This window comes from Alistipes sp. An66, from assembly GCF_002161445.1.
Classification (GTDB): domain Bacteria; phylum Bacteroidota; class Bacteroidia; order Bacteroidales; family Rikenellaceae; genus Alistipes; species Alistipes cottocaccae.
In genome coordinates, this window is sequence record NZ_NFHT01000023.1 from 1 (window position 1) to 26,033 (window position 26,033).

Consider the following 26,033-nt stretch of genomic DNA (forward strand, 5'->3'; position numbering starts at 1 on the left):
AACACAAAAAGAAGAACAACACGCCGCGGCGTGTTGTTCTGAAACCAAGAATCGCTATATTTGCATATCTGAAGAATCTGAAGGCACCTCCCCAGACACACTTTTTGAAACACTACCAGATAACATAGTCAAGTTGAATTTTATATATACAAATAATTATGAGAGCTTTAACAATTATTGCAGCGCTGATTTTCAGTTTGGCCGTTCAGGCACAGACGGAAACATCTATATTTAAGGTTGATGCTAATGGATTGATAGAAACAAATCCATCCATGATTGAGCCATTTTACGATATGCCCGAAATAAAAAACTTATCGTATACATTGAATAGCCCTATAAGCGTTTCTATGGGGACGCAGAACTATGATATAAAAACGGGCTGTTTAGAACAGTGGGATGATTCCGAATACACTTTCAATGTTATTACAATTTATTCGAATAGCCAAAAAATATTCGAATTAAGACAACCGGATAATTGGAGATATACTTATGGATTATCGAAGAGGAGCTATCAACAATATACCAATAATCAATATTTTATACCAATCACTTTGTCGGAGCAGGCTGTTGCCCTGGCTTTTATTGGTTGGCCATATGGTGGAGAAATGCCCTATTTGACAATTATTGCTTTGACGAATAACGATGCGAAATTGGTGTTCAATAAACACATGGGCATTAATGCGATCACTCAATCCGATAATTCATATTCCATGGAACTCCAAGCCAATATTGTAGAATACGGTGAAGACGGGAAACCGTTTAACACCCCGGATAACGTCCCGATTATACATCATATAGAAGTAAAAAACGGATTGCTATATTTTAAATAAAAAAGTTGGATGTGCTCGATTTAAATTTCAAAATGATCGGTGGATATGCCGGATTGAAGGTGGTTTGAGCCCTTGAAAAGCATGCCGAATTGCCGGAATATCGTTCGGTTTTAAGTGCTTTTTAGGGACGAAAAGCGGATGGAATAACGCCTGTTTGATGGGGATGATTTTGTAAAATCATCCCCGTTTTTGTATCCATTCCGGCTCGTTTTCGGGTCCCGCTTGCGAGAATTGCAGGCGGCATGGGTGAAGACATCTTGAAGAACCGGAATTCGCATTCGGCACACGGGGTGCCCGGTAAAAAACGACGACTTCGGAGGAGTTTTCAACCCCCCCCCTTGCGGGCAAGCTGTTTTCTGTTACGAAATCTATTTCGCGTAACTGAAAACACAGCTTGCCGAGTCCCGAAACATATCATGTCCCGGGGACTCAAAAACGGGTCGAATATCACGTCCCGTTCCCGCTTGTTCGCCGGCCAATCTGAAGAGGCGAATCATCCCGTTCCCGAAGCCCGCATCGGGAACAAAACCGGTCAAAATGAACAGTTCCGGAGTCGCTCGAATCTCAATAAGCGTCTGACTGACTGCATTCAGTACTGACTGACGTACTGACTGAATGACTGACGTCAGTACTGACGGACTGACTTCAGTACGTACTGACGCCGAGAAGTCTTGACGTCCTGAATTCATGCCCCTCTTGTTTTACTGTTGTGTTGTTTTGCGAACCCTTTGTTGTGCTGTTTCGCTGTTGTGTTGGCACACTTTTCTGCTGTTTTATTGATACGCTGTTTTGTTGATGTCAGTATGGATGGAAGGACGGGGGCTCGATGCCGGGTGGAAGGTCGGAGGTTTTCCGGGAACGGTGGATGCGAAGCGGAACGCCTCTCCGAGGAGTGTACACCTCCGAGGTCGGTTGAGGCGTGAAGGTAGGGTAGAGGTTGCGCATCGCGTGGAATGAAAGGCAGGGGCGTCTCTTTGATGGATTTTCGGTGCCGTGACGGAGCCGGTGCGGATGGTATCCGGGTTCGGACGTCTGCCTCCACCGCGGAGCCCGGTCCGGGGCGGATTTTTGACGCCGATACGCTCGTCCGCCGCCGCTGAATCCCCGAACAGCCCTGGCGCGTCGAGGAAGATCGGCGGCAAAACCGCCTGCGGCCCGATGCGCCCCGGCCCGATGGCTCTGCGGTATCTTTGCGGCCGAAGCGGATGCCATCCGCCCGGGCGGCACTCCCGGGACGGCGCGGAATCCCGGACACCCCGCCAGCATTCCGCCCCGATGCCGATCCTCCGGCGAGCCGTTTGGACCCCGAACGGCTCGCCCGAATCCCGCTCTTTGGGAGGCGTCGCACCCCCGCAACCGACGCCAACCGGTGCCACACCGACGCCAACCACTGCCATAGCGCGCCGATGGCGGATCAATCGGCCCGGGAAGCCCTATCTTCGCTCCCGGAACCCTAAACGCAAAAGATTATGGAGTACATGATGGTTGAAAAACGGAGTTACGAACGCCTGGTCGCGCGCATCGAGGCGCTGGCAAGGCGGGTGTCGGAGCTGTGCCGCCGACAGGACAAGGCGCTGCAACCCTGGCTCGACAACGAGGAGGTGTGCCTGCTGCTGAACATTCAGAAACGGACCTTGCAGCGTTACCGCGAACGGGGACTGCTGCCCTGCACGCAGATCCGCCACAAGATCTACTACAAAACCGAGGATGTCGAGCGGCTGTTGGCGGCGTCGGCCCTCCGCAGCGGGAGCAAACGGTAAATGCGTACGGCAATGGAGAACCAGTCGGTTTATCGGACGGACGACCGTCCGGAGGAACTGCTCCGCACATTGGAGCAGTTGGAGCGGGATCTGGACCGCTGTGTGGAGTTGAACCGCCCGATGCTGGGCGGCGAACGCTACCTGACGGACCGCGAGTTGTCGGAGCGGTTGAAGATCAGCCGCCGTACGCTGCAGGAGCATCGCTCCTCGCATGAGATTCCCTATTACTGCATCTGCGGCAAGATTCTCTATCGCGAGTCGGATATCGAGCGGATGTTGGAAGAGCACTATTTCGGTTTGCCGTAATGGCGGCGGGGGCTTGTCGGCAAACGAAAGACGGCCCGGAGTGCTCCGGACCGCCTTTGGCGCGTCGCCCAATAGAAAGCAGGGCGAAGCTACTCCGCCTTCTGGAAGTCGATGGTGATGGTCTTGCCGCCGTACGTCCACTGCTCTTTGTCAAGCTCCAAATTGTCCGGTTTCGTATCGTTGTCGAACCAGGCCTTGACCGGGAATGTCGACACCCCGTCGCCGGGATTGTTTTCGCAGGACAACCACCTCAGCGCCGTGTTCGCACTGACATCCAGCTTCGTCAACTGATTGTCGTAGCACCACAACCCTGTCAACGCCGTATTCTGTCTAACATCCAGCTCCGTCAACTGATTGGCGTTGCAGACCAACTGTGTCAGTGCCGTGTTCGCGCTGACATTCAGCTCCGTCAACTGATTGGATTCGCACCACAAATCCGTCAATGCCGTATTTCGGCTCACATCCAGCGACGTCAACGAATTGGAGGAGCAGGACAAATTCATCAGCTCTGTATGCTGTCTAACATCCAGTTTCGTCAACGAATTGGAGGAGCAGGACAAATACGTCAGCGCAGTGTTCGCGCTGACATCCAGCTTCGTCAACTGATTGGAGTGGCAGTACAAATACGTCAGCGCCGTGTTCGCGCTCACATCCAGCGACGTCAACTGATTGGAGTTGCACTTCAAGAACGTCAGCGCCGTGTTCGCGCTCACATCCAGCGTCGTCAACTGATTGGAGTCGCACTTCAAGAACGTCAGCGATTCGAAATACTCGATCCCTTGCAGGGCGGTCAGGGTGCCGGGGTTTTCATAAGTCCCCGAAACATCCAGTTCGGTCATTGCGGCTATCTTTTCCATGTCAGCCGACGTGATATTTTCCGCATCGGCGATAATACCCTGTTTCTGCAACTCCTTCGCAAAGTCCGGGTCGAACTGGGCGGTGAAATCCGTAGCGTCGGATGCTGCTGTTTGGGTGACGGTCAGCCGCACGCTCTGCTCCCCGCAGACCAGATCGGCATAAGCCGTGCGATCCGATGCCCGGAAATTGCGGGCGGCCGACAGTTCGACGGTCTGTTCGCCGGCCGTGCCGCTCGCGGGCGCGACGGTCAGCCAGTCGGCGGCGGATTCGGCATCGTCGTACACGACCGAGAGCGTCCAGTCGGCCGCGGCGGTAAACGCGACCGTTGCGGTCCGATTTTCGACGGCGTCAAGTGCATATTCGGTCTTCTCGATGGTCAGGTTCCCGGGACGGGGATCACCACCATCGTCCTTCTTGCAGCCTGTAAAGGCAAGGGCGGCAGCAAGTGCCAGCAGGTAAAATGATTTCATGCGCATATTGATTGGTATGGGTTCGTTTGTATGTGCAGTTTTTTCAGCATGGGCGGTGTATTGTCATAACCGGACTCCGGATAGACCGGGTTGGAAATGTTTTTGGGCTTTATGTGGTATATATCGTGTTGGAAATTTTGCCCGAGAGGGTGTGTCGATAGGGGAATGACTGACTAAAAGTAGATAAAAAAATCGAGAAATCCGAGGCTGCGGTCTCCCCGTCGTGCTGAATTTGTCAGGATCGCATATTTTTGTCGAATAGGCATTTTCGCAATTGTTGTTTGGGCATATTTTTGTCGTTTGGGCATATTCCAAAATGCGCTGTCGATCGACTTCGGCGCAGGGGAAATGTGGGGGCGACTCCGGGAGGAGGCTCCGATCCCCGGTGCGGGGATCCCCGTCTCCGGATGTTCGGCAAAACAACACGGACGCCGCCTCCGCAAAGAGAGACAGCGTCCGTGCCGTGTGCAGAAAATAGCCCTTGGGGCCGGGTGCGGGTGTCGGGTTCCTCCGTAGTGGCGCAACCGGTCAGCAGACCGGCTCTTTGCCGTTGATTGCCACAAGCCGGATCTCGGGCCCGGCGGGGCGGAGCAGCCAGCGGCGGAAGGCTTCGCTCTCGAGGCTCCGCAGCCGGAAGGACAAGGCTGCGATCATTTCCAGATTGTAGAACTCCACGCCGTAGACGATCCGCTGCGTGCGCCCCATGCGCAGCGCTTCCGAGCGGTAGATGGCTCGGATGTTGGCCCGCACGGCCGCCTCGAAAACTCCGAACAGACGGGCGATCTCCGACCGGGTGAGCCACACCTCGCCCTCGGTGTTGCGGCGCAGGATGACGCGTCCGCGGTCGATCGTGATCGACCCCCGAAAGTCTCTTGTATTCATCTCGGCTGCGGTCAGAACTCCTCGGGCAGTTTGTCCATCTCGTGCAGGATGGTCTGGTCGAGCACCTTGGCGTAGTGGCGCGTCATGTTGACGTTCGAGTGGCCGAGCATCTTGGCCACGCTTTCGATCGAGACGCCGTAGGCCAGCGTGTAGGTGGCGAAGAAGTGGCGCGCGCAATGCGTGGTCAGCTGCTTGCGGATGCCGCAGATGTCGGACAGCTCTTTCAGGTAGGCGTTCATCTTCTGGTTGCTCGTCACGGGCAGCAGCACGTTGTGCGCCACGCATTCGGGATCGGTGCGGTAGCGTTCGAGAATCTGCTCGGGGATTTTCAGCAGCGGGATGTTGCACATGTTGCCGGTCTTCTTGCGCGGCTTGCGGATCCAGCGGCGCCCCTGTACGTCGGTGACCAGATGCTCGGGCGCAAGCTGTTTGATGTCCGAGAAGGCCAGCCCCGTGAAGCAGCAGAAGATAAAGATGTCGCGTGTCTGCGCCAGCCGCGGGATGGTGATCTCCTTGTGCAGGAGGCGGTCGATCTCCGCCTTCTCGGGCATCTCGCGCTGTACGGGCAGCAGCTTGAAGCGGATCTCGGCGAAGGGATCCTGCTGCATCCACTTGCGGGCCAGCGCAATGCGGGTGATCTTCTTGAAGTTTTTCAGATACTTCGTCGCCGTGTTGTGGCAGCAGTTGCAGGCCGTTTTCAGGTAGAACTCGAACTCCTCAATGAAGCGGCGGTCGACCTTGTCCAGATCCATGTCGTCGCTGTGGTAGTGGTGGCGGATGAAGGCCAGCGTGTGTTTCAGGCAGGTTTCGTACCGCACGGCCGTGGCTGCCGCCAGGTCGATGCCCACCAGTTTGTGGCACCTGTCGTTATGCTCGCGGAAGAGTTCGACGAGCGTGTGGCGGTTCGAGGGGCGCCGCCCCAGGAAGCGGCCCAGCACATCGTGCACGGTGTAGGGCTGCTGCTCGAATTCCAGTTCGCGGTGGACGTGGATGAAGCGTGCGCGGACGTTTTCGAGGTAGAGGTTGACGCTTTTGCCCAGTGCCGAGCGGGGTGAGGCCTGCCCGCGTTTGTCGTCCCACAACTCGGGGCGGATGCTTGTGTGGATGGTGGTGTCGGTGCGCTGGCCGTTGACCGTGATGCGGACGCACACGGGGACCTCCCCGCGCTTGTTCGGTCTCGTCCGACGGATGTGGAACGAGATGCTCAAAGATGATTTTTCCGGATACATGACTCTTGTGTTTTACGGTTGTAAAATTACGTGACAACGCGCAAAATCGAGGCATGCAAAATGCAGACAATCAGCGAATAAGAACCTTCGTCCGGTGGCAGTCCCGGAAATGGCGCCGAATTGCCACCCGAAAGGGTGCTGCGAAGGGTTTTATTTGTCCACTCCTCAAAAACAAAAATCCCTGTAAGTGAGCCACTTACAGGGATTTCGGGATTTTTGTCAAACCCCCTTGGCGGAGAGAGAGGGATTCGAACCCCCGGTACAGTTGCCCGTACACCGCATTTCGAGTGCGGCCCGATCGACCACTCCGGCATCTCTCCTTCGGTCTCCCTTCCGTCGCTTCCCTCCTCCGTGGAATCCGGGAATTGACGTTTTGGGACTGCAAATATAGACAATATTTTTATTTTTGCAGCGTTCGGACCCAAAAAAATGTCGCTGATGCTGAAAATAATTGCCCGATCTTCCCAAAATCCCGTTTTTGATCCGAAAAATCCTATCTTTGCAGGGTGCCCCATTGCAGTATTCATTCCCGAAATCCGTTTATAGAGCAGAACGATACTAAAAGCGGTACGATTTTCGTTTTTCAAGAGAAAGCAACTAACGCAAACCAATGTGCGCTATGAAACAGTTCAAGGTTTTTATCGGAATCCTTCTCCTCTCGGCAGGAGCTGTCGGCTGTTCGTCGACGTTCCGCGCCGCGACCGGATATGCCTCCGATGATCTCTATGCCGTGCACGACCGCACCGAGATCGCCCGCCGGCAGCAGGCCGAAGCCGAGGCGCAGCGCGCCGCCGCCGAGGCCCGGAAAGCCGAATGGGAGGCAAGGATTGCAGAGGCCGAGGCCGCTGCCGCCGAAAACAGGTATTATGAGTATACTTCCCCCGATGCGAACCCCTACGAAAGCATTCTCGCCGACGACTACGAAAGCGCCTATGCCCGTCGTTTGAGGGGCTTCGAATCGCCTACCTACAAAATGCCGTCCAGCTACCTCGACGCCCGGTACAGTTCGGCATTCACCTACGCGTCGGCCTACGACCCGGCATTCTACAACATCATCATCTCGGGAGACCAGGTCTGGGTCGAGCCCAAGTACATCACCTCGATGTTCGGAACCTGGGGCGGTACGGTGCTCTGGGATCCCTGGTATTACGGCTGGACGAGGCCCTGGGGCCCGAGCTTTGCATTCGGAAGCTGGGGGTGGAGTGTCGGCTGGAATGCCTGGTACAACCCCTGGTATTACGGGTGGTACGGAGCCTGGGGCCCGTGGTATGCCTCGTGGTATGATCCCTGGTGGGGTCCGGCGTGGGGATGGGGCCCCGGATGGTACGGTCATTACCACCCCTATTGGGCCGGAGGTCACGGATCCTCACGCCCCTATTACGGGAGCATGGTGCGGCGGCCGAATCCCTACACGTCGCCTTCTGGACAGCGTTACGGATCGGGACTCCGTTACGGGACAGCCCCTTCGGATGCTTCTCCTTCGCGCGGGAACGGCGGGAAACGCTCCTATTTCGGAATCCGGAATAACAACGGTTCCGGCAACTACGACAATTCCAGCCGCTCGTACCGCAACAGCGGCAATTCGTGGAACAACAATTACAACCGTGGCAGCAACAGCTTCGACCGCGGAAGCAGTTCTTCGTTCAACCGGGGTTCTTCGCCCTCGTTCGGCGGCGGTGGCGGCGGTGCAGGTACCCGCCCTTCGGGCGGCAGTTCGCGCAATGCGGGTGGACGGTGATGAATGGATGCAAAAAAGATGGGTATGAAACGATGGATTATCATATTGACTGCGGTTTCCGTGACGGGAACCGCGGCGGCACAGGGGCAGGCCGGGGGTCTGCTGCTGGACAAGGATCTGCTGATGCCTTCGGACATGATCGAACTTTCGCAGACGCAGTTCAACTTCGGAACGGCCCGTGCCATGGCCATGGCCGGGGCCTTCACGTCGCTCGGCGCCGACCTTTCGTCGATGTCGATCAACCCCGCCGGTCTGGGCATGTACCGGCACAACGATCTTTCGATCACGCCGATGATGTCGTTCATCCGCGCGGAGTCGAACGCCGATCCCTACGGCCGCAACCGCCGGGACCGCTTCTCCATGGCCAATATTGGCGGTGTGGCCAATGTCTATGAGGGCTCGGGAAAACTTGTGAGCGTCAATTTCGGCTTCGGATACAACCGGATTGCCGATCTCAACTACGACTACTCCTATCAGCGTTGGGGACAACAGGCTACGGTCGGTGACGCCTATGCGCGGATGCTCAATTGGAGCGACCGTTCGAAAAATGGGTTCTACAACAACGGAGGTTCCGGAAACTGGAACTGGGACCGGGTGCCTGTCGAACTGTTCAATGCGGCGCTGGCCTATCGCGGTTTCCTGATCGACCAGACCGATCCGAACGATCCCGCAACCTGGAAGCCTACGTGGGTCGGGAATGATGCCGACATCGCCCATTTCACCTCCATGCGGAGCCGCGGTTCGATCGGGGAATACACGCTTTCGGCCGGACTCAACATCGACAACAGGTTTTACCTCGGAGCCACGCTCGGCATTCAGAGCGTCTATCAGCACAAGTACATCGACTACGGCGAGGAGTTCTTTTACGGCGGAGGTACGGGAGCGGAAGCCGACGGACACGGACCCTCGGGGCTCGACTATCAGCTGCTGTGGTGGAAACTCAATCAGGATGTCGTTATCGACGGTACGGGTATTAACTTCAAGTTGGGATTCGTCTATCGGCCGTTCGCGAACCTGCGCATCGGCGCTGCCATCCATACGCCGACCTACTATGCGCTCGACTACAAGTTCCAGAGTGCTGCCGCCGGTCTGGCCTATGCCAACAACAATACCGATTCGAATGTGACGCCCGACAGCGACGGTTTCATCTCCACGGCCGGTGACCCGAACATGACTTCGCCGCTGGTGGCCTATGAAGGGGCCAATAATTGGTCGTTCGTCTCGCCGACCCGGCTCTTGTTCGGAGCTTCGTACACGTTCGGCAATCGTGGCGTGATCTCGGTGGATTACGAGCGTGACTGGTACAACGGAATCCGCATGAAGAACAATCCGACGGGACTGGATTCCGATTTGTGGTACAACGACACGTTCCGCGACAACTTCAAGGGGGCGAACATCCTCCGGGTGGGTGCCGAGTTCAAGCCGCTTCCGGCGCTGGCGTTGCGTGCCGGGTTCGGGTACTGCGGGTCGATGCTCAAAGACGACAAGACGATTCTCGCCTCGCCCGTGATCCGTCAGACGACCTATTACGGAGCCGGAGTGGGCTTCGTGCTGGCGCGCGGCGTCCTGCTCGACGTGGCCTACCAGTATCTCTCGTCGGATCTGACCGACTACTACCTCTTCTATGCGGAGGACAATACGGGCATGGCCGAAAGTGCTCGCTACTCCACCTCGATCAACCGGCACAATGTGGCCGTGACGCTCGGATTCCGCTTCTGACGCCCTCTTCGGATAATTCTGGGGGTTCGCCGCTGGGCGAACCCTTATTTTTTGTATATTTGCGCCACGAAACGAAGTAAAATCAAAATACGCTATGGCAAAGGAACTCAAAGACCTCACCAAATCGGACGAAAACTACTCGCAGTGGTATAACGATCTGGTGGTCAAGGCCGGATTGGCCGAGAATTCGGCCGTGCGCGGCTGCATGGTCATCAAACCCTACGGCTATGCCATCTGGGAGAAGATGCACGACGCGCTGGACAAGATGTTCAAGGAGACGGGACACCAGAACGCCTACTTCCCGCTCTTCATCCCCAAGTCCTTCTTCTCGAAGGAGGCGCACCACGTCGAAGGTTTCGCCAAGGAGTGCGCCGTGGTGACGCACTACCGCTTGAAGAACGATCCCGAAGGCAAGGGCGTCGTGGTTGATCCCGATGCCAGGCTCGAAGAGGAGCTGATCGTGCGCCCGACGTCGGAGACCATCATCTGGAACACCTACAAGAACTGGATCCAGTCGTACCGCGACCTGCCGATCCTCTGCAACCAGTGGGCCAACGTCGTGCGCTGGGAGATGCGCACGCGCCTGTTCCTGCGTACCGCGGAGTTCCTCTGGCAGGAGGGGCACACGGCGCATGCCACGCGTGAGGAGGCCGTCGAGGAGGCCACGAAGATGATCCACGTCTATCAGAAGTTCGCCGAGGAGTGGATGTCGCTTCCGGTGGTCGTGGGACACAAGTCTCCCAACGAGCGTTTCGCCGGCGCCGAGGATACGCTCACGATCGAGGCCCTGATGCAGGACGGAAAGGCCCTGCAAAGCGGTACGTCGCACTTCCTGGGTCAGAACTTCGCCAAGGCTTTCGACGTGCAGTACGTCAACAAGGAGGGCAAGCTCGAATACGTTTGGGCTACGTCGTGGGGCGTCTCGACGCGTCTGATGGGTGCGCTGATCATGGCTCACTCGGACAACAACGGTTTGGTGCTGCCGCCGAAACTCGCCCCGATCCAGGTGGTGATGATCCCCATCTACAAGGGCGAGGAGCAGCTTGTGGAGATCCGCAAGCGCTTCGAGGAGATTGCCGCCGGGTTGAAGGCCAAAGGCATCTCGGTGAAGATCGACGACCGCGACAACGTGCGTTCGGGCTTCAAGTTCGCCGAGTACGAGCTCAAAGGCGTACCCGTGCGTCTGGCCATGGGACCCCGCGACATGGAGAACGGAACGATCGAACTCGTGCGCCGCGATACGCTCGAAAAGGAGACCGTGCCGCAGGAGGGACTCGTCGGGCGGATCGAGGGCCTGATGACCGAAATTCAGGAAAACATCTACCGCAAGGCGCTGGCTTACCGCGACTCGATGATCACGAAGGTCGATACGTGGGAGGAGTTCAAGGAGGTGCTCGATACGAAGGGCGGCTTCATCTCCGCACACTGGGACGGGACGGTCGAGACCGAGGTGGCGATCAAGGATGCCACGAAGGCCACGATCCGCTGTATTCCGATCGACGCTCCCGAAGAGGAGGGCGTCTGCGTCTTCTCCGGGAAACCGTCGCACCGCCGCGTGCTCTTCGCCCGCAGCTATTAGTCCGAGGGGTGCGGGAGCGAGCGTAATCCGGAGGGGCGGAAGGGGCCCGGAAAGCAGAAGGGGCCCGGAAAGAGGAAGAGGCTCGGAAAGAGGGAGGAGTGTGTGTAACCCGGAAGGGATGGGAGCCCGTGTAATCCGGAGCGCGGATGCGAGAGATACAGGGCCCGGCTGGGCCGGTGATTGAATCGGAGGGGTTGCGATCTGCGGATCGCGGCCCCTCCGGCTTTTTCGGAACTGGAAAACTTCCGGCGGGTCCCGTATGGATTTTTCCGGAATAATGACTAATATTGTAAACGATTTTGTGGAAACCTCCGATAAACGCTTCGTCATGAATAGACTCCGTCTGCTGACCGCACTGCTTCTGCTGTCCGCCTGCGCTGCCTGCGCTTCGAAAGAGACCTCGCCGATTGTGATTCCCAGACCTGCCTCCGTTCAGGAACTCCCGGGCCACTTCACGATCCGGGAACCGTTGGCCTTCGCGATCGAAGCGCCGGATTCGGTGGCCGGCCCCCTTTCCGCTCTGCTTCGCGGCGGGGCGATCCTCTGTGTCGAAGAAGCGGCCGGAAGCGGTGATGTAGCGCTGCGGTTCCGGTTGGACGATGCTCCGGAGCTGCCCGCTTCGGAGGAGGGCTATCGCCTTGCGGTCCGGCCCGAAGGGATTGAAATTGCTTCCCGCGGTGCCGCAGGGCTCTTTTACGGCTGGCAGACCCTCCTGCAACTGCATGCATATTACGGCGGGCGGATCCCGGCCCGGGAGATCGTCGACGAACCCCGGTTCGCATGGCGGGGGCTGCATCTCGACGTGTCGCGCCACTTCTTCGACAAGGAGTTTGTCTGCAAGCAGCTGCGCATGATGGCTTCGCTGAAACTCAACCGGCTGCATCTGCATCTGACGGACGGCGCGGGCTGGCGGATCGAGATCGACCGATTCCCGCTGCTGACCGAGGTCGCCGCATGGCGGGTTGGGGCGACCTGGAAGGAGTGGTGGATGGGTGACCGCAGCTACTGCCGGCGGGACGATCCGCGGGCCGCAGGCGGTTACTATACGAAGGAGGAGATTCGCGAAATCGTCGCCTGCGCCGATTCGCTGCACATCACCGTCGTCCCGGAGATCGAGTTCCCGGGACACTCCGAGGAGGTGCTGGCCGTCTTCCCCGAGCTGGGGTGTCCGGGGCGTCCCGACGGCTGCGGGGAGCTGTGCCTGGGCAACGAGGCGTCGTTCCGTTTCCTGGAACGGGTCCTGACCGAGGTGCTGGAACTCTTCCCGTCGGCGTATATCCACGTCGGCGGCGACGAAGCCTCGACGGCGGCCTGGGCCTCCTGCCCGAGGTGTCGGGCCCGGATGGCGCGCGAAGGGTTGAAGAGCCCCGAAGAGTTGCAGAACTGGGCCATGCGGCGCGTCGGGCGCTTCCTCGAAGCGCAGGGGCGCACGATGGTCGGCTGGGACGAGATTCTCGACGGCGGCGACATCCCGGCGCGCACGGTCGTCATGTCGTGGCGCGGCGAGGAGGGCGGACGGAAGGCTGCCGCCGCGGGGCACGACGTGGTGATGACCCCCGGCGGATACTGCTATTTCGACGGCTATCAGGACAACCCGATGACCGAGCCCCAGGCCTTCTCGGGATATCTTCCGTTGTGGAAGGTCTACGGATACGATCCGGCGCCGGCCGACATGCCGGGACGGGAACACGTGCTGGGCGTGCAGGCCAATCTCTGGACGGAGTACATCCCGACGCCCGAACAGGCTGAATACATGTATTATCCGCGGGCCTTTGCGTTGGCCGAGGTGGCGTGGAGCCCCGTCGAGGGACGGGATTACGACGAATTCCGGCAGCGGGCGCTCTGGCGCACGGCCCGGGCGCGGGAGGCGGGTTACAACGCCTTCGACCTTGCAGCCGAGCAGGGCGAACGCCCCGAATCGCGCGAACCGGCGGAGCATCTCGCCGTGGGGTGCCCCGTTGCGTACGGCACGCCGTGGCACCGCTCCTATCCGGCGGGCGGCGCGGAGGCGCTGACCGACGGTCTGCGCGGCTCGTGGAGCTATGCGACCCGTTGGCAGGGTTTTCTGGGAGGAGCTGTGGAGGTGACGGTCGATCTGGGGGCTGTGAAACCGATCCGGGAAGTGACGGCCGATTTCATCCAGTGGTATTCGGCCTGGATCTGGCTTCCGGCGCGGGTCGAGATCGCGGTTTCGGACGACGGTGCGGATTTCCGGCAGCTCGCCACCGTGGAGAACGACTATCCCGTTGAGGAGCACCGGCCGGTCTACCGGTCCTTCGGCTGGACGGGGGAGGACCGGGCTCGTTTCGTGCGTTATCGTGCGCTTTCGAACGGCCGGTCGGGCGGCTGGCTCTTCACCGACGAGATCGTGGTCCGCTGATTTGCGGAGACTTGCCGGCTGCGGTCTGTGCATGTGGTTGGACGGTGTGAAGGAACCGGTCGGAGAAACGGCTCGAAAAGGTCGGTTGGCAGGGGTGGCACATCGATTTTTTTCGTATTTTTGGTGCGGATAAATTGTCGCTTGATTATGTCGTGTGATGCCGATTGTCGTAAACGGGAGATTTATCGCGTGACCTTCGTGGGGCTCGTCGTCAATCTCGTCCTGTCGTTGTTGAAACTCGCCGCCGGTGTCGTCGGACGAAGCGGCGCCATGGTCGCCGACGCCGTGCACTCATTCTCCGATCTGGCGACCGATATCGTCGTCATCGCTTTTGCCCGCATCTCCGCAAAACCCCGTGATACGGACCATGACTACGGACACGGGAAGTACGAAACACTCGCTACGATCATCATCAGCATTGCGCTCGGGGTCGTCGGCGCCGGAATCCTCGTCAACAGCATCCGCGGCATCCGCACCGTCATCGACGGCGGGCTTCTTCCGAGACCCGGCGCCGTGGCGCTCGTCGCCGCCGCCGTGTCGATCCTCGTCAAGGAGATCCTCTACCGTTATACGGTTCGCGTCGGACGCCGGATTGACAGCCCCAGCGTCGTCGCCAACGCCTGGCACCACCGCAGCGATGCCCTCTCCTCCCTTGGGACGCTCCTCGGAATCGGGTGCGCCTTCTTCCTCGGCGACAAGTGGCGCATCGCCGATCCCATTGCCGCATTGATTGTCTCCGTGTTCATCTTCAAAATCGCCTTCGACCTCATTCGTACCGGGCTCGGCGAACTCCTCGAACAGTCCCTGCCGGAGGAGGTCGAGAAGGAGATTCTCGGGATCGTCGCCGCGAATCCCCGGGTCCGCGAGCCCCACAACCTGCGTACACGGCGCATCGGTGCCGCCATCGCCATCGAGGTCCACGTCCGCATGGACGGGAAGATGACCGTCGAGGAGTCGCACGAACTGACCGTCGACATCGAGCAGCGGCTGCGTGAACGTTTCGGCGAGGGAACCATGATTGCCATTCACGTCGAGCCCGTCAAATGCTGACGGCATTCGGTACGGTTTTTGCACTGTGTCGCCCGAAAAAGACGAAATTGTTCACAAGAGTGGAAAAATTTGTTTTTTTCGGGAAAAATGTTTACCTTGCCACCGTCGATTCCCCTTCGCGGGGTCCCGGTGACGGAAACGGAATCAGGAGCGACCGGAACGGTTGGGGAAGGGCGACACGGTTAACGGATTGAACAAAACGCTTAAAGAAATTGCCTATCGGGAAAGAATCTACTCTTTGTAACTAATTGGTAGAAAAGAGTATGAACGCACAGGTGTTAAGTGATCAGGTATTGCTTAATCATTATCTTTCCGGAGATCGGAGCGCCATATCCAAACTCATCGAACGGTACAGCAGAAGAGTCCGTGACTACATCAACATGATGGTCAAGGACCGGGATGTCGCCGATGATATTTTCCAGGAAACTTTCATCAAGGCGGTACGGGTTATCGACGAGGGTCGTTATACCGACAACGGGAAATTCCTCTCGTGGATCCTTCGTATTGCGCACAATCAGGTCATCGACCACTTCCGCGCACAGCGGCAGGATAAGTCCGTATCCGAAGCCGAGGCGGGCTACGACATGCTCGGAACCCTCCGTTTCGCCGAACGCACGGTCGAGGATTCGATGGTCAGCGAGCAGATCGAACGCGACGTGCGCAAACTCATCGAACTCCTGCCCGCCGAGCAGCGCGAGGTCGTCATGATGCGCTATTTTGCCGGGTTGAGCTTCAAGGACATTGCCGAACAGACCGACGTGAGCATCAATACCGCACTCGGACGCATGCGCTATGCGCTGATCAACCTGCGACGGATGATCAAGGAAAAAAATCTGATTCTTTGCTGATCCGGCACAATATTCCTTCGGCGGTGTACGTTATATGTACGACAACTCTCTTGAACGACAAAGACGACGCCTATGGAGGATCTTGACAAAAACGAGCTTGCAAACAACGCCATCTCCGAAGATGAGGATTTGATCATGCGCGAGGTGATTCAGGGTGATGCGGATCTGTGTTTTCTGCACCATTACCTCTCGGAAATCCTTCGGAACGGGGATAATTTTTAAGGGTTAATTTTTGATGGGGAAGGGCGCCGTGAGGCGCCCTTCATGTTTATTACGACCCGCTCTTCCGATCCGGACGGGCGGGCCTTTTCTGATATTGCGTTGCCCTTTTGTTGTAAATGTATCGTATATGATACTCTTGTTTTTTCTTTTTATCCGCACTTTTGTGCAATTTGTCGGCGAGGGTGAGGGTGTGTCGTTTCCGGCTTCCGCCCTGATCCGGGCCGGCGGACGAAACCAAATCCTGCCCGATGAAGAAAAAACTCTTTTTGTGGCTTCTGTGGCTCGGCTGCGGCTGTTGCGGAGCTTCTGCACAGCAGGTGGCCATGAAGACCAATTTGCTCTACTGGGCGGCCATGACTCCCAATCTCGGAGTCGAGATGGCTGTCGGCAAACACTCCACCGTCGGCCTTACGGCGAACTACAACCCCTGGACCATCAGCCCCGACAACAAGATCCAGCACTGGTTCCTGCGCCCCGAATACCGTTACTGGGTGGCCGAGAAGTATACGCGGCTCTATTTCGGCGCACATCTCATCGGCGGGGAATTCGAGGTCGGAGGGTTCCGGTTCCCCTTTTTCGGAGACCAGATTCTGCCGGGGCTTCATCAGAAATATTATACGGGATCGTTCGTCGGTGCCGGATTCAGCATCGGCTATCAGTTCTACGTCAGCCCACACTGGAACATCGAACTCTCGGCCGGAGCCGGCGTGGGGCGTCTGCGCTACCATGCCGAATTGTTCCGCGATCCGCAGCAGGGCCCGTGCCCGGATCGGGTGCGCTGGCTTCCGATCCCGACCGAGCTCGGCGTTTCGTTCGTCTATCTGTTCAACTCCAAGAAATAAACGGTGCCCCGCATGAAAAAATATTGCATACTTTGTGTCCTCCTGCTGCTCGGAGGCGCGCTTCGTGCCCAGATCGTCGGGGAGGTCGCCGTGACCCGCAAGGTCCTGGCCGAACGGAACGGTGAACTGCACCTGTCGTTGGAAATCGCGGTCTCGCGCAAGGCCGTGACCCGTTCGCAAAGCTGGGCGATCCTGCCCGAATTGAGTACGCCGGACCGTCGTTCGGTGAAGCTCTTTCCGCACGTGCTCATCAACGGCCGCTACCAGCAGCACATGATGGAGCGCCGCCGCAAACTCTCGGGCGCCTACTGGGCCGAGCGGCAGCCCTATCTGACGATCGAAGCCGACGGCAAGACCGATCAGGTGTTCCGCTATGAGATGAAGGTTCCCTACGAAAGCTGGATGGACGATGCGACGCTCGTGCTGCGGCAGGTTCAGACCTCGCCGGGCGGCAGGCGGCGGGTCTTCACGGTCGATGTCAACGGGGCGGTGGATACCGCACGGGAATGAAGCGAAGCCTTTTCGGTGTGATGGTACGGCGTGAATGGTTGGGATACGCGGCGGCGGCCCTTGTCGTCGGGTCCTTTCTGGCCGGTTGCGGGGGGATCCGCCGGCTGGCCGACCGCGATCCCGAGGTCGGCGTGCACCTTCCGGCCCCGAACCGCGCGGAGGCGCTGGAACGCGCCGCCGCGGACTCCGCACGCGCCCCGAAGATCATCACCTTCCGCAAACAGGACGGAACACAGCTCTTTCTGACCCCCGTAGCCGTGGATTCGGCGTCGGGCGAGAAGATGATGTCGGTGGCCATCGAGGAGGTGGTCATCTCGGCTGCGAACCGCCGCAACCTCGTCGAGCGCAACGGCAAGATCAACGTCGATTTCATCGTCTCGGTGCCGCAGGCCTTGCAGGACCTCGACTGGCAGCTGGTCGTCGATCCGCACCTGCGCAAAGGTCCCGATACGCTGCTCTTCGATCCGTTGGTGTACAGCGGCGGGCGCTTCCGCGCCATGCAGGAGCGCGAGTACGGACGTTACGACGCCTATCTGGGCCGGATCGTCGACAGCGCCGACTTCTTCGACCGGTTCGCCGACCACGACGCCTACCGGCGTTACATGGAGCGGATGGCCGGCGAACGTGCCCGGTACGCCGCAGCTGCCGCGCGCCTGGAGGGGATGAGCCCCGGGGAGGCGATGTATGACGAGGTGGCCGGATGGACCACCGTGCAGGAGCGGCAGCGGCAGGAGCGGCAGTTGAAACGCTACGTGCGTACGACGGACCGTTTCGTGAAGCGGCATACGACTTATGTGCCCGATCCGGGCGACCGGCTCGATCATCTGAATGACTATTTTGCCCCGCGTTTCCGCTGCGAGGGTGTCGACGTGCTGCCCGGCGGCGAATTCTTCACGCGCATCGACGGCGCCTATCCGGTCGGGGAGGGGCGCGAACGCGAGGCATACATCCGTTCACTGGCGGAACGCCCCCGGCAGGTCTCCGCAGGGGTGGATGCAGCCTCCGGAGCCGAACTCCGGACACTGGCCGCCGAACGGCTGGACCATACGGGCCGCCAGCGCCCCCGGATCGAGGGGCTGCTCGATGTCATGGGAGACAGCGCGCTGCTCGAAAACGACCGGATCCACCGGCTCTATGTCGAGGACCGGCTGCGGATGCTGAACAGCCTCGATACGGCGGCCGTCCGGGAGAGCATGCTGCGGCAGCGGCTGGTCGACCGCAACCGGCGGCTCGATGCCGGGCGCGGGGAGGCCTTCGACCGGCTGGTCCGCCATCCCTACCATGTCGATGCCCGGCTCGATACGGTGATCTACCGCCCCGACGGCCGCATCGACTACTACTACACCGAGCAGGTGCAGGCCGACGAGAACACCTCGAAACTCTATCTCTATCTTGCCGGAGAGGTCCAGGACCGTGCGGGCCGCTCCTACCGGATTCCCCGTTCGGATACGCTGGTCTACAACGTGGCGTCGATGACGCGCTTCCTCGACGAGCGGACCCGTTACATGCAGCGGATCGTGCTGCGCGACGCCGAGGCCAATGCGCGCTTCTTCTTCACGTTCCCCGTCGGGAAGGCCGCGCTGGTCGACACGCTGCCCGAAAACCGGCGTCAGATCGCCGCCGTGCGGTCGCTGACGCGCGATCTGATGACCGATCCGGTCTACATCATCGACAGCATCACGCTCCGCGCCACGGCATCCCCCGAGGGCGCCTGGGCCCTCAACGACCGGCTGGCGCGCGAACGTGCCGAGGCGTTGCGGCGTGTGCTTGTCTCGGAGTTCCGCGTACTCTACGACTCGCTCAACATCGCCGGGAACTACACGCTCGACGAACAGGGACGCCAGGTCGTTGCCGACAGCGACGACCGTTTGCCCGACCTGCCGAACCTGCTGCGCTCGACGTGGCTGGCCGAGGACTGGGAGGAACTCTACCGGCTGGCGGCTGCCGATACGCTCCTTGCAAACAAGGCCGAGATTCTGGACATGATCCGCTGGGAGGGGAATCCCGATACGCGCGAATGGCGCATCCGGCTGAAATACCCCCAGGCATACGCCCGGATGCGGAGCGTGATCTACCCCCAGATGCGGGCCGTGGATTTCCGCTTCAACCTCCACCGCCGGGGCATGAAGCAGGATACGGTCTACACCACCGAGGTCGACTCGAACTACATGCACGCCGTGGAGCTGCTCCGCAAGCGCCGCTACGAGGAGGCGCTGACGATCCTGCGCCCCTATGAGGACCGCAATACCGCACTGGCTTACCTGTCGCTCGGCTACGATGCCGCGGCCTACCGGATCCTGAAAGCGCAGCCCGAAGCTGCGACGACGGCCGACATCCAGTATATGCTCGCCATTCTGGCCGCCCGGCTGGAGGACGAGGAGCGGGCCGTGCAGTATTTCCTGCGTGCGGTCGAGTTGCGCGAGAACCTGAAATACCGCGGCAATCTCGATCCCGAGATCTCGCGTCTGATCCGCAGGTACGGATTGTTCCGCGAGGATTTTCAGTAGGCGGGACCGGTCCGGCGGCTCGACGCCCGTATGGATGTGTAAAAACGGATTCACCCCCTGTCGTCCGGTGGGACGGCAGGGGTGAACGGCTTTCGGGAAGAGGCGTCGTGTCAGCGACGCCCGTTTTCTTCGAAACAGCGGTGGGCGTTGCGGAGTTGCAGGGCGAGGGATCCGGCGGCGACTCCGGCAAAGAGCAGCGTGACGCCCACCCAGACGACGACGGCCGTGGCTCCGAATGCCGTCGGTTGGAGCAACACGCCCAGCGAACAGATCACCAGCAGAATGCCCGTCAGGATGGTCCATCCCGCACCGGTGATCCCCAGCGCCCGCATGTCGCCGCCCAGGCCGATGGTGCTGAACCCGCGCATCATGAGCCAGAAGCCGAGGAACAACGGCAGTGTGGCTGCCGACAGTCCGACGTTGAGGATCAGGATCACGCCCAGTACGATCTCGATGATCCCGCCGGCCAGCATCCATCCCCGTCCCGTGACGAAGTGGCGGTTGGCCGTCGCGAGGAGCACTTCCAGAATCCCCGTGAGGAGGATCACCCACCCGAAGAGCATCGACATCCCCACGTAACTCCGGGCCGGGAACACGAAGGTCAGCATCCCGATCACGAAGAGGGCGATGCCCACGAGCAGCAACAGCCACCAGTAACGGACGGCCTGTTTCGAACTTTCAATCCAAAAGGTCAGATTTTTCATAGCGTATGGAATTTTGTTTTCCTCCTGCAATCGGCATGCCGGAGCTGCACCGGAAGTCGGTCCCGGCCGGAACGGGTGTGGATTTTTTTCCACACGCCCTGTGGCGGAATTCCACACTCCGGGCTTTCGGTGTTTGTGGTTAAGTTATTGACAAACAGCGAGTTCGTTGTGCGAGCTGCTTTTGGCACTCCGATTGGCGGCAAAGGCATAAACCCAAATTACGATGATGAAAAATTTCGACTTGGTTTATACGGGTCGGCACATATTGTGCGTCGTGCTTCTGCTGTGCGGGCTTTGCGCTACGGCCCGGGCCGATGAAAACCCCGAAGATCCGGATGCCGCCCCCGGGAGGCAGCTCCCCGACCGTACCGTGACCGGCACGGTGACCGATGTTCAGGGAAATCCGCTGGTCGGGGCCACGATCGTCGTCAAGGATGCGCCGACCGTCTCCGGTACGATCTCCGGACCCGACGGAAGCTTCTCGCTGACGGTTCCCGCACGCTCCACGCTGCTCATCTCCTATGTCGGTTACAAAAATCTCCGGATGCCGGTTCTCAACCGCCCGAAGCTGGATATCGTTCTGGAAGAGGATGCCGAACGCCTCGACAACGTCGTGGTCGTCGGCTACGGCACGCAGGAGAAGTCCGACCTGACGGGCTCCATCGCTTCGATCAAGGCGTCGGATATCAAGAACATCCCGGCCCGCTCGGTGGCCGAGGCCTTGCAGGGCAAGGTGGCCGGCGTGATGGTCACGAAGACCAGCGGAAAACCCGGTGCCAGCTCCGACATCGTGATCCGCGGCGTGGGCTCGATCAACGGTCTCAACCCGCTCTTCGTGATCGACGGCGTGGCCTGCGACAACAACAGCGGCTACAATCTCAACGACATCGAATCCATCGAGGTGATCAAGGATGCCAGCGCCGCGGCCATCTACGGATCGCGGGCCGCCGGCGGCGTCGTGCTCATCACCACCAAGCGGGGCAGCTACAACGCCAAACCCAAACTCTCGTTCACGAGCCATGTCGGCGTGCGTCAGTACACCGACATGTACCGCATGCTCGGGACCGAGGACTACATCCGCGTCATGAAGGAGCTGGGCGTGAGCTATCCGATCTGGGACAATCCCGCGGCGCTGCCCGACACCGACTGGGTCGACGAGATCTACCAGCCCGGCATCGAGCAGAGCTACAACCTCTCGCTTACGGGCGGCAGCGAACGCCTCCGCTATTACCTCTCGGGCGGCTACGAACGTGAGAACGGCATCCAGATGAACAACTACTGGGAGCGGATCTCCGCCCGTCTGAACGTCGACTACCAGGTGGCCAGATCCGTGACCGTGGGGACGCGCATCTACCTGGCGCGGCTGCGCGGAAACCCCTATACGGAGTCGTTCCCCTGGGTCTCGATCCCCTACATGAGCGTCTATGACGAGGACGGCGATTTCTCGGCCATTCCCGCCGGAATCGACTTCTCGGGCGCCAATCCCGTGGCCGACATCGCCTACCACCATCAGAAGCAGTCGGATCTGATGGTCAACGGCGACCTGTTCATCGACTGGGAGATCGTCAAGGGGCTGAAACTCAATCTGACCGGTTCGGCGCAGCTCGGAGGCGGCTTCGACGACAGTTTCTCCGAAGCCAACACGCTGGGACGTTCGCCCTCGAAGGACAGCTACACCAAGGCGTTCGATTACGACGAGCAGTACACCTTCACGGCGACGCTCTCCTACGAGAAGGTCTTCGCCGGCAAGCATGACCTGCGCATGATGGTCGGCTACGAGGCCAAGAGCGCCCAGTTGGCCGACCTCTCGGCCACGGCCTCGGATTTCCCGATCAACGACCCCTTGTCGTTCGCCCTCTCGACGAACCCCACCAAGAGCGCCTCGGGCGCGTTGAGCGAAGACCGCTTCCTCTCGCAGTTCGCGCGTCTGAACTACGCCTACGACAACCGCTACCTGCTGACGATGAACGTCCGCCGCGACGGTTCGCCGAAATTCGGCCCCAGGAACCGCTGGGGCGTCTTCCCCTCGGTGTCGGTGGGCTGGAAGATCTCCGAGGAGCCCTTCTTCAAGGCGTGGAATCCGAGCTGGGTCTCGATGATCAAGCCGCGGTTCAGCTGGGGAATCCTCGGCAACGACCAGGCGCTGAATGCCTTCGCCTATATGGCGGCGTTCCAGAACGTCACGAGCCATTCGTTCGACGGCACGTCGGCCGTCGGCGGCTATAACAACATCAAGGTCGTCAACGAGGACATCAAGTGGGAATCGATCTACACGACCGACGTCGGTATCGACGTGGATCTCTTCCGCAACCGCCTGTCGATCTCCTTCGACTGGTATCAGCGCATCACCCGCGACATGATCTACGCCCTGTCGGTCCCCAATTCGTCGGGCATCACCTCGCCCTCGTCGCTCGGGACCATGAGCACCATGCCGGTGAACCTCGGGCGCATCGACAACCGCGGCTGGGAGCTGCTCGTCAGCTACCGCAACAACATCGGCTATTTCAACTACGCCATCAGCGGCAACGTCTCGCAGAACCGCAACCAGGTGGTTGACCTGGGCCTCCCGACGGCCTACATCTACGGTGGTGGCGGGCATCCCAACACGGGCCCCAGCCCCTGCAAGACGGTCAACGGACGCCCCATCAGCAGCTTCTGGGGCTTGAAGACCGACGGCATGATCACCTCGCAGGAGGAGATCGACGCACTCAACGCCCGGGCGCAGGCCAACGGCTATGATTATTACCACCAGCGCCTGACGGGCGTCGGGGACCTCAAATACGTCGATGTGAACGGCGACGGGACGATCAACGACGATGACTGCACCTTCATCGGCAACCCCTGGCCCACGGTGCAGTACGGGTTCAACATCTCGCTCGAATGGCGCGGAATCGACTTCGCGGCCGACTTCGCGGGCATTGCCGGGAACGACGTGATGAACCTCGCGCGCTCCTACACCGAGAGTGTACAGCAGAGCTCCAACACGACGGCGGCCGTCTTCGGAGCCTCCTGCTTCATGGGCAACGGCCTGACGGACCGCCCGCGGATCATGGCGCTCGACGCCGCGAACGGAAACGCCCCGGTCAAGGATCCCAACCTCAACTATCAGCGCTATTCGGACTATTTCGTCGAGGACGGCTCCTACCTGCGGTTGAAGAACATCACGCTGGGCTACACCTTCCCGCGGCGCTGGACCCGCAAGGCGGGGATCGACCGCCTGCGGATCTACGTCTCGGCCACCAACCTCTGGACGATCACCGGATTCTCGGGCCTCGACCCCGAATTTTCGAACACCACGAAGACCGCCTACGGCATCTATTACGGCAGCACCTATCCGCAGACCCGGATGGTCTCCTTCGGCCTGGATCTGAACTTTTAATCGACATCGAATCATGAAACGCATTCTGCGAAACATACGGAACCTTGCGGCGGTCTCGACGACGGCCCTGCTGACGACGACCTGCGGCAGCGACTGGCTCGAACTCAACGACCCGAACTCGCTCTCGCCGGGCAACTTCCCCACGAAGATCGAACATGTCGACCTGCTGGTCAACTCGGTCTACGGCGTCCAGCACCACTGGTATTTCCTCGGCAACTACTGGGCAGGCTATGTGATGTACTGCCTCGATCATACGATCGACCTGCTCTGGCACGAGGATCAGGGCTGGATCGACATCTGCACGGGGCAGGTCAAGGTCGGGAACAACAAGGTAACCGATCCCTGGACGGCGTTGAGCGAAGGTGTCTACTATGCCAACACGGCGATGGAGGAGATCGCCGCCTACCGGACTTCGGCTCCCGAATCTGAAACCGAGGCGCTGAACAACTACGAGGGCGAATGCCTCTTCTTCCGGGCTTACTACTGGTGGCACATGCTCTCGCTCTACGGCGAGCCCGACAGCGAAGGGGTCGGGATCCCGATCGTCAAAAAGGTCCCCAAGACGTTGGAGGAGATGTACATCGGCCGCGAGAAGACAGGCGTCTGCTACCAGGCGATCATCGACGACCTGGACCGTGCCGTCGGGCTCCTCACGCAGACCGATCCGCACCGCGTGACGGTGTGGGCCGCCAAGGCTTTCCGGGCCAAGGCGTGCTTCTTCGCCGGGCAGACCGAGCTGGCGGCGACCTACCTGAAAGATTGCATCGACAACAGCGGCAAGACGCTGGAATCCTTCGACCGCTACCGCATGATGTTCAACGGCTACGACGAGTACGAGTACAACAGCGAGTCGTTCTACGAGGTGGGCAACCGGGCCGATCCGACGAGCGGCGCCGCCTACGGAAGCCCCAATACGGGTTCGACGCTGTCGCTCTACTATCCGCCCTTCTGCATCGCTCCGGACGGGACGCGCACGGCGATGTCCTACGGCAACCAGTACATGCACGACCGCAACCTGGGACGCTTCGGATATACGGATCCGACGCCGCAGTCGAAGGCGGTGATGAAGTCGCGCCAGGGGGAGGGCGGCGAGACGGAGTACTACCTCGACGAGGCCTATCTGGCCCAGCAACAGAAGCACCGCGACGAGCTCGGACGCGAGGCGGACGGTCCCGATCCGCGGTTGTACGTCTGCGCCCTGCAACCCTTCATTGACGAGGTGCAGATGACCATCGACGGGGTGAATGCCTCGCGGAAGGTCGCACAGGTCGATTTCGACAAGTGGTGGGTCGACACCTCCTCGACGACGGGCAACGATCCCGAGACCTTCTACGGCTGGCCGGTGCGCAAGTACAACTACCTTGAAGGTCATCTGGCCGACGCCACGCGCAACGTCGCCGGCTATAACATCTACTTCATCCGTCTGCCGGAGATCTACCTGATGTATGCGCTGCTGTTGAAGGATTCGGATCCCGCCACGGCGCTGGAATACGTGAACAAGGTGCACCGCCGGGCCTACAACTACCCGGTGGACGGCTCCTCGCCGGTGGACTACGCCTCGCTGAATGCCCGCACGCGGACGGTCGACGAGACGGACCATCTGGCCAACGATCCGCTGCTGTACGAGTTGTGGGCCGAGTTTTTCGGCGAGATGCGGTGGTGGGAGTACGTGCGGCTGCTGAAACTGGGTCAGCAGGAGACGGACTACTACAAGACGATCTCCGGTCCGGGAGCCGCGAAGACGACAATCCTCTGGACCGATCGGAACTACGCCATGCCGATTCCGACCAAGGAGTTCGAATCGAACCCCAATCCCGACATGGTGCAGACGCCGGGGTATTGATCGGGGGCGGCCTGTCCGGGATGTGATGAATGGTTCCGGATAGAGAATTGACCTGCCTGCCTCCCGGATCACAGATCGGGAGGCGGTTGCATTATAGGGCTTTTCGTCCGATGGCAGAGTTCTGACGGGGCGGCCGCCTCCTGACTCTGATTCCGAATCCGACCCTTCCCCGGCCCCTGAAAGGGGCATTTTGAGGCCGCCGGGGACAAATCCGCAGCTCAAAACCCAAAGCAACAGGGAGAACCATTGAGGTCCTCCCTGATACTGTTCCCAAAAGTGTGTCTGGAGAAGGATAAATAAAAAAGTCTACAGATTTTTTAGATTTGTATAGGGAATCAACAAAAAACTAAAAAAGAGTAGACTTATGGTGTTGACAA

19 protein-coding genes and 1 tRNA gene are annotated in these 26,033 nt (G+C 59.5%); 15 read left to right on the forward strand and 5 right to left on the reverse strand.

The window, feature by feature from the left end:
- Positions 1 to 158: 158 nt before the first annotated feature.
- The 3 genes from B5G16_RS11575 to B5G16_RS11590 all read left to right on the forward strand — a co-directional run bounded on the left by B5G16_RS11575 (position 159) and on the right by B5G16_RS11590 (position 2,896).
- Positions 159 to 830, forward strand: a complete 672-nt coding sequence (locus tag B5G16_RS11575; RefSeq protein WP_087264026.1) for a hypothetical protein — start codon at positions 159 to 161, stop codon at positions 828 to 830.
- Positions 831 to 2,299: 1,469 nt separating this feature from the next.
- Positions 2,300 to 2,590: a helix-turn-helix domain-containing protein gene (locus tag B5G16_RS11585; RefSeq protein ID WP_087264030.1), complete on the forward strand. Its 291-nt coding sequence runs from the start codon at positions 2,300 to 2,302 to the stop codon at positions 2,588 to 2,590.
- Positions 2,591 to 2,896 carry a helix-turn-helix domain-containing protein gene (locus B5G16_RS11590; protein ID WP_442856548.1) on the forward strand — a complete coding sequence of 102 codons (306 nt, stop codon included), beginning with the start codon at positions 2,591 to 2,593 and terminating at the stop codon, positions 2,894 to 2,896.
- 89 nt (positions 2,897 to 2,985) lie between these two features.
- Here the strand turns inward: B5G16_RS11590 and B5G16_RS11595 are convergent, their stop codons facing one another.
- From B5G16_RS11595 to B5G16_RS11610, 4 genes are all read right to left on the reverse strand, one after another.
- Entirely contained in the window at positions 2,986 to 4,224 is a 1,239-nt protein-coding gene (locus tag B5G16_RS11595; RefSeq protein ID WP_162612068.1) for a BACON domain-containing protein, read from the reverse strand.
- Positions 4,225 to 4,752: 528 nt separating this feature from the next.
- Positions 4,753 to 5,106, reverse strand: a complete 354-nt coding sequence (locus B5G16_RS11600; protein ID WP_087264036.1) for a hypothetical protein — start codon at positions 5,104 to 5,106, stop codon at positions 4,753 to 4,755.
- An 11-nt stretch (positions 5,107 to 5,117) separates the two neighbouring features.
- Entirely contained in the window at positions 5,118 to 6,335 is a 1,218-nt protein-coding gene (locus B5G16_RS11605) for a site-specific integrase (RefSeq protein ID WP_087264038.1), read from the reverse strand.
- A 230-nt stretch (positions 6,336 to 6,565) separates the two neighbouring features.
- Positions 6,566 to 6,655: transfer RNA gene (locus B5G16_RS11610), tRNA-Ser, on the reverse strand.
- Positions 6,656 to 6,954: 299 nt separating this feature from the next.
- Between B5G16_RS11610 and B5G16_RS11615 the strand changes: the two genes are divergently transcribed.
- The 10 genes from B5G16_RS11615 to B5G16_RS11655 all read left to right on the forward strand — a co-directional run bounded on the left by B5G16_RS11615 (position 6,955) and on the right by B5G16_RS11655 (position 19,730).
- Positions 6,955 to 8,073, forward strand: coding sequence for a hypothetical protein (locus B5G16_RS11615; RefSeq protein WP_087264040.1), 1,119 nt, complete (start codon positions 6,955 to 6,957; stop codon positions 8,071 to 8,073).
- Between the two features lie 24 nt (positions 8,074 to 8,097).
- Entirely contained in the window at positions 8,098 to 9,792 is a 1,695-nt protein-coding gene (locus B5G16_RS11620; RefSeq protein WP_239406097.1) for an OmpP1/FadL family transporter, read from the forward strand.
- 94 nt (positions 9,793 to 9,886) lie between these two features.
- On the forward strand, positions 9,887 to 11,371 hold the full coding sequence (gene proS, locus B5G16_RS11625; protein ID WP_087264042.1) for a proline--tRNA ligase: 1,485 nt from the start codon (positions 9,887 to 9,889) through the stop codon (positions 11,369 to 11,371).
- Between the two features lie 328 nt (positions 11,372 to 11,699).
- A complete protein-coding gene (locus B5G16_RS11630) occupies positions 11,700 to 13,751 on the forward strand; it encodes a glycoside hydrolase family 20 protein (RefSeq protein WP_087264044.1) in 2,052 nt (683 codons plus the stop codon).
- A 147-nt stretch (positions 13,752 to 13,898) separates the two neighbouring features.
- Positions 13,899 to 14,801, forward strand: a complete 903-nt coding sequence (locus B5G16_RS11635; RefSeq protein ID WP_087264046.1) for a cation diffusion facilitator family transporter — start codon at positions 13,899 to 13,901, stop codon at positions 14,799 to 14,801.
- A gap of 263 nt (positions 14,802 to 15,064) precedes the next feature.
- Positions 15,065 to 15,649, forward strand: a complete 585-nt coding sequence (locus tag B5G16_RS11640) for an RNA polymerase sigma factor (protein WP_087264047.1) — start codon at positions 15,065 to 15,067, stop codon at positions 15,647 to 15,649.
- A gap of 72 nt (positions 15,650 to 15,721) precedes the next feature.
- A complete protein-coding gene (locus B5G16_RS12800) occupies positions 15,722 to 15,871 on the forward strand; it encodes a hypothetical protein (protein ID WP_204228104.1) in 150 nt (49 codons plus the stop codon).
- Positions 15,872 to 16,119: 248 nt separating this feature from the next.
- Complete coding sequence (locus B5G16_RS11645) at positions 16,120 to 16,713, forward strand: DUF3575 domain-containing protein (protein ID WP_087264049.1); 594 nt, start codon at positions 16,120 to 16,122, stop codon at positions 16,711 to 16,713.
- Positions 16,714 to 16,725: 12 nt separating this feature from the next.
- Positions 16,726 to 17,223 (forward strand): DUF3868 domain-containing protein, encoded by a 498-nt coding sequence (locus B5G16_RS11650; RefSeq protein WP_087264051.1) that lies wholly within the window; start codon positions 16,726 to 16,728, stop codon positions 17,221 to 17,223.
- Entirely contained in the window at positions 17,220 to 19,730 is a 2,511-nt protein-coding gene (locus B5G16_RS11655; RefSeq protein WP_143260888.1) for a tetratricopeptide repeat protein, read from the forward strand. The genes B5G16_RS11650 and B5G16_RS11655 overlap by 4 nt, the downstream gene beginning before the upstream one ends.
- Before the next feature lie 110 nt (positions 19,731 to 19,840).
- Here B5G16_RS11655 and B5G16_RS11660 read toward each other — a convergent pair whose 3' ends face one another.
- The gene (locus B5G16_RS11660) at positions 19,841 to 20,434 is read right to left on the reverse strand and encodes an HdeD family acid-resistance protein (protein ID WP_087264056.1); all 594 of its coding nucleotides are present in this window, start codon (positions 20,432 to 20,434) and stop codon (positions 19,841 to 19,843) included.
- Positions 20,435 to 20,657: 223 nt separating this feature from the next.
- On the opposite strand from B5G16_RS11660, the gene B5G16_RS11665 reads away from it, so the two are divergent.
- Together B5G16_RS11665 and B5G16_RS11670 are read left to right on the forward strand one after the other, a co-directional pair.
- Entirely contained in the window at positions 20,658 to 23,813 is a 3,156-nt protein-coding gene (locus tag B5G16_RS11665) for a SusC/RagA family TonB-linked outer membrane protein (RefSeq protein WP_239406098.1), read from the forward strand.
- Positions 23,814 to 23,826: 13 nt separating this feature from the next.
- A complete protein-coding gene (locus B5G16_RS11670; RefSeq protein WP_087264058.1) occupies positions 23,827 to 25,656 on the forward strand; it encodes a RagB/SusD family nutrient uptake outer membrane protein in 1,830 nt (609 codons plus the stop codon).
- The last annotated feature ends 377 nt before the right edge of the window (positions 25,657 to 26,033 follow it).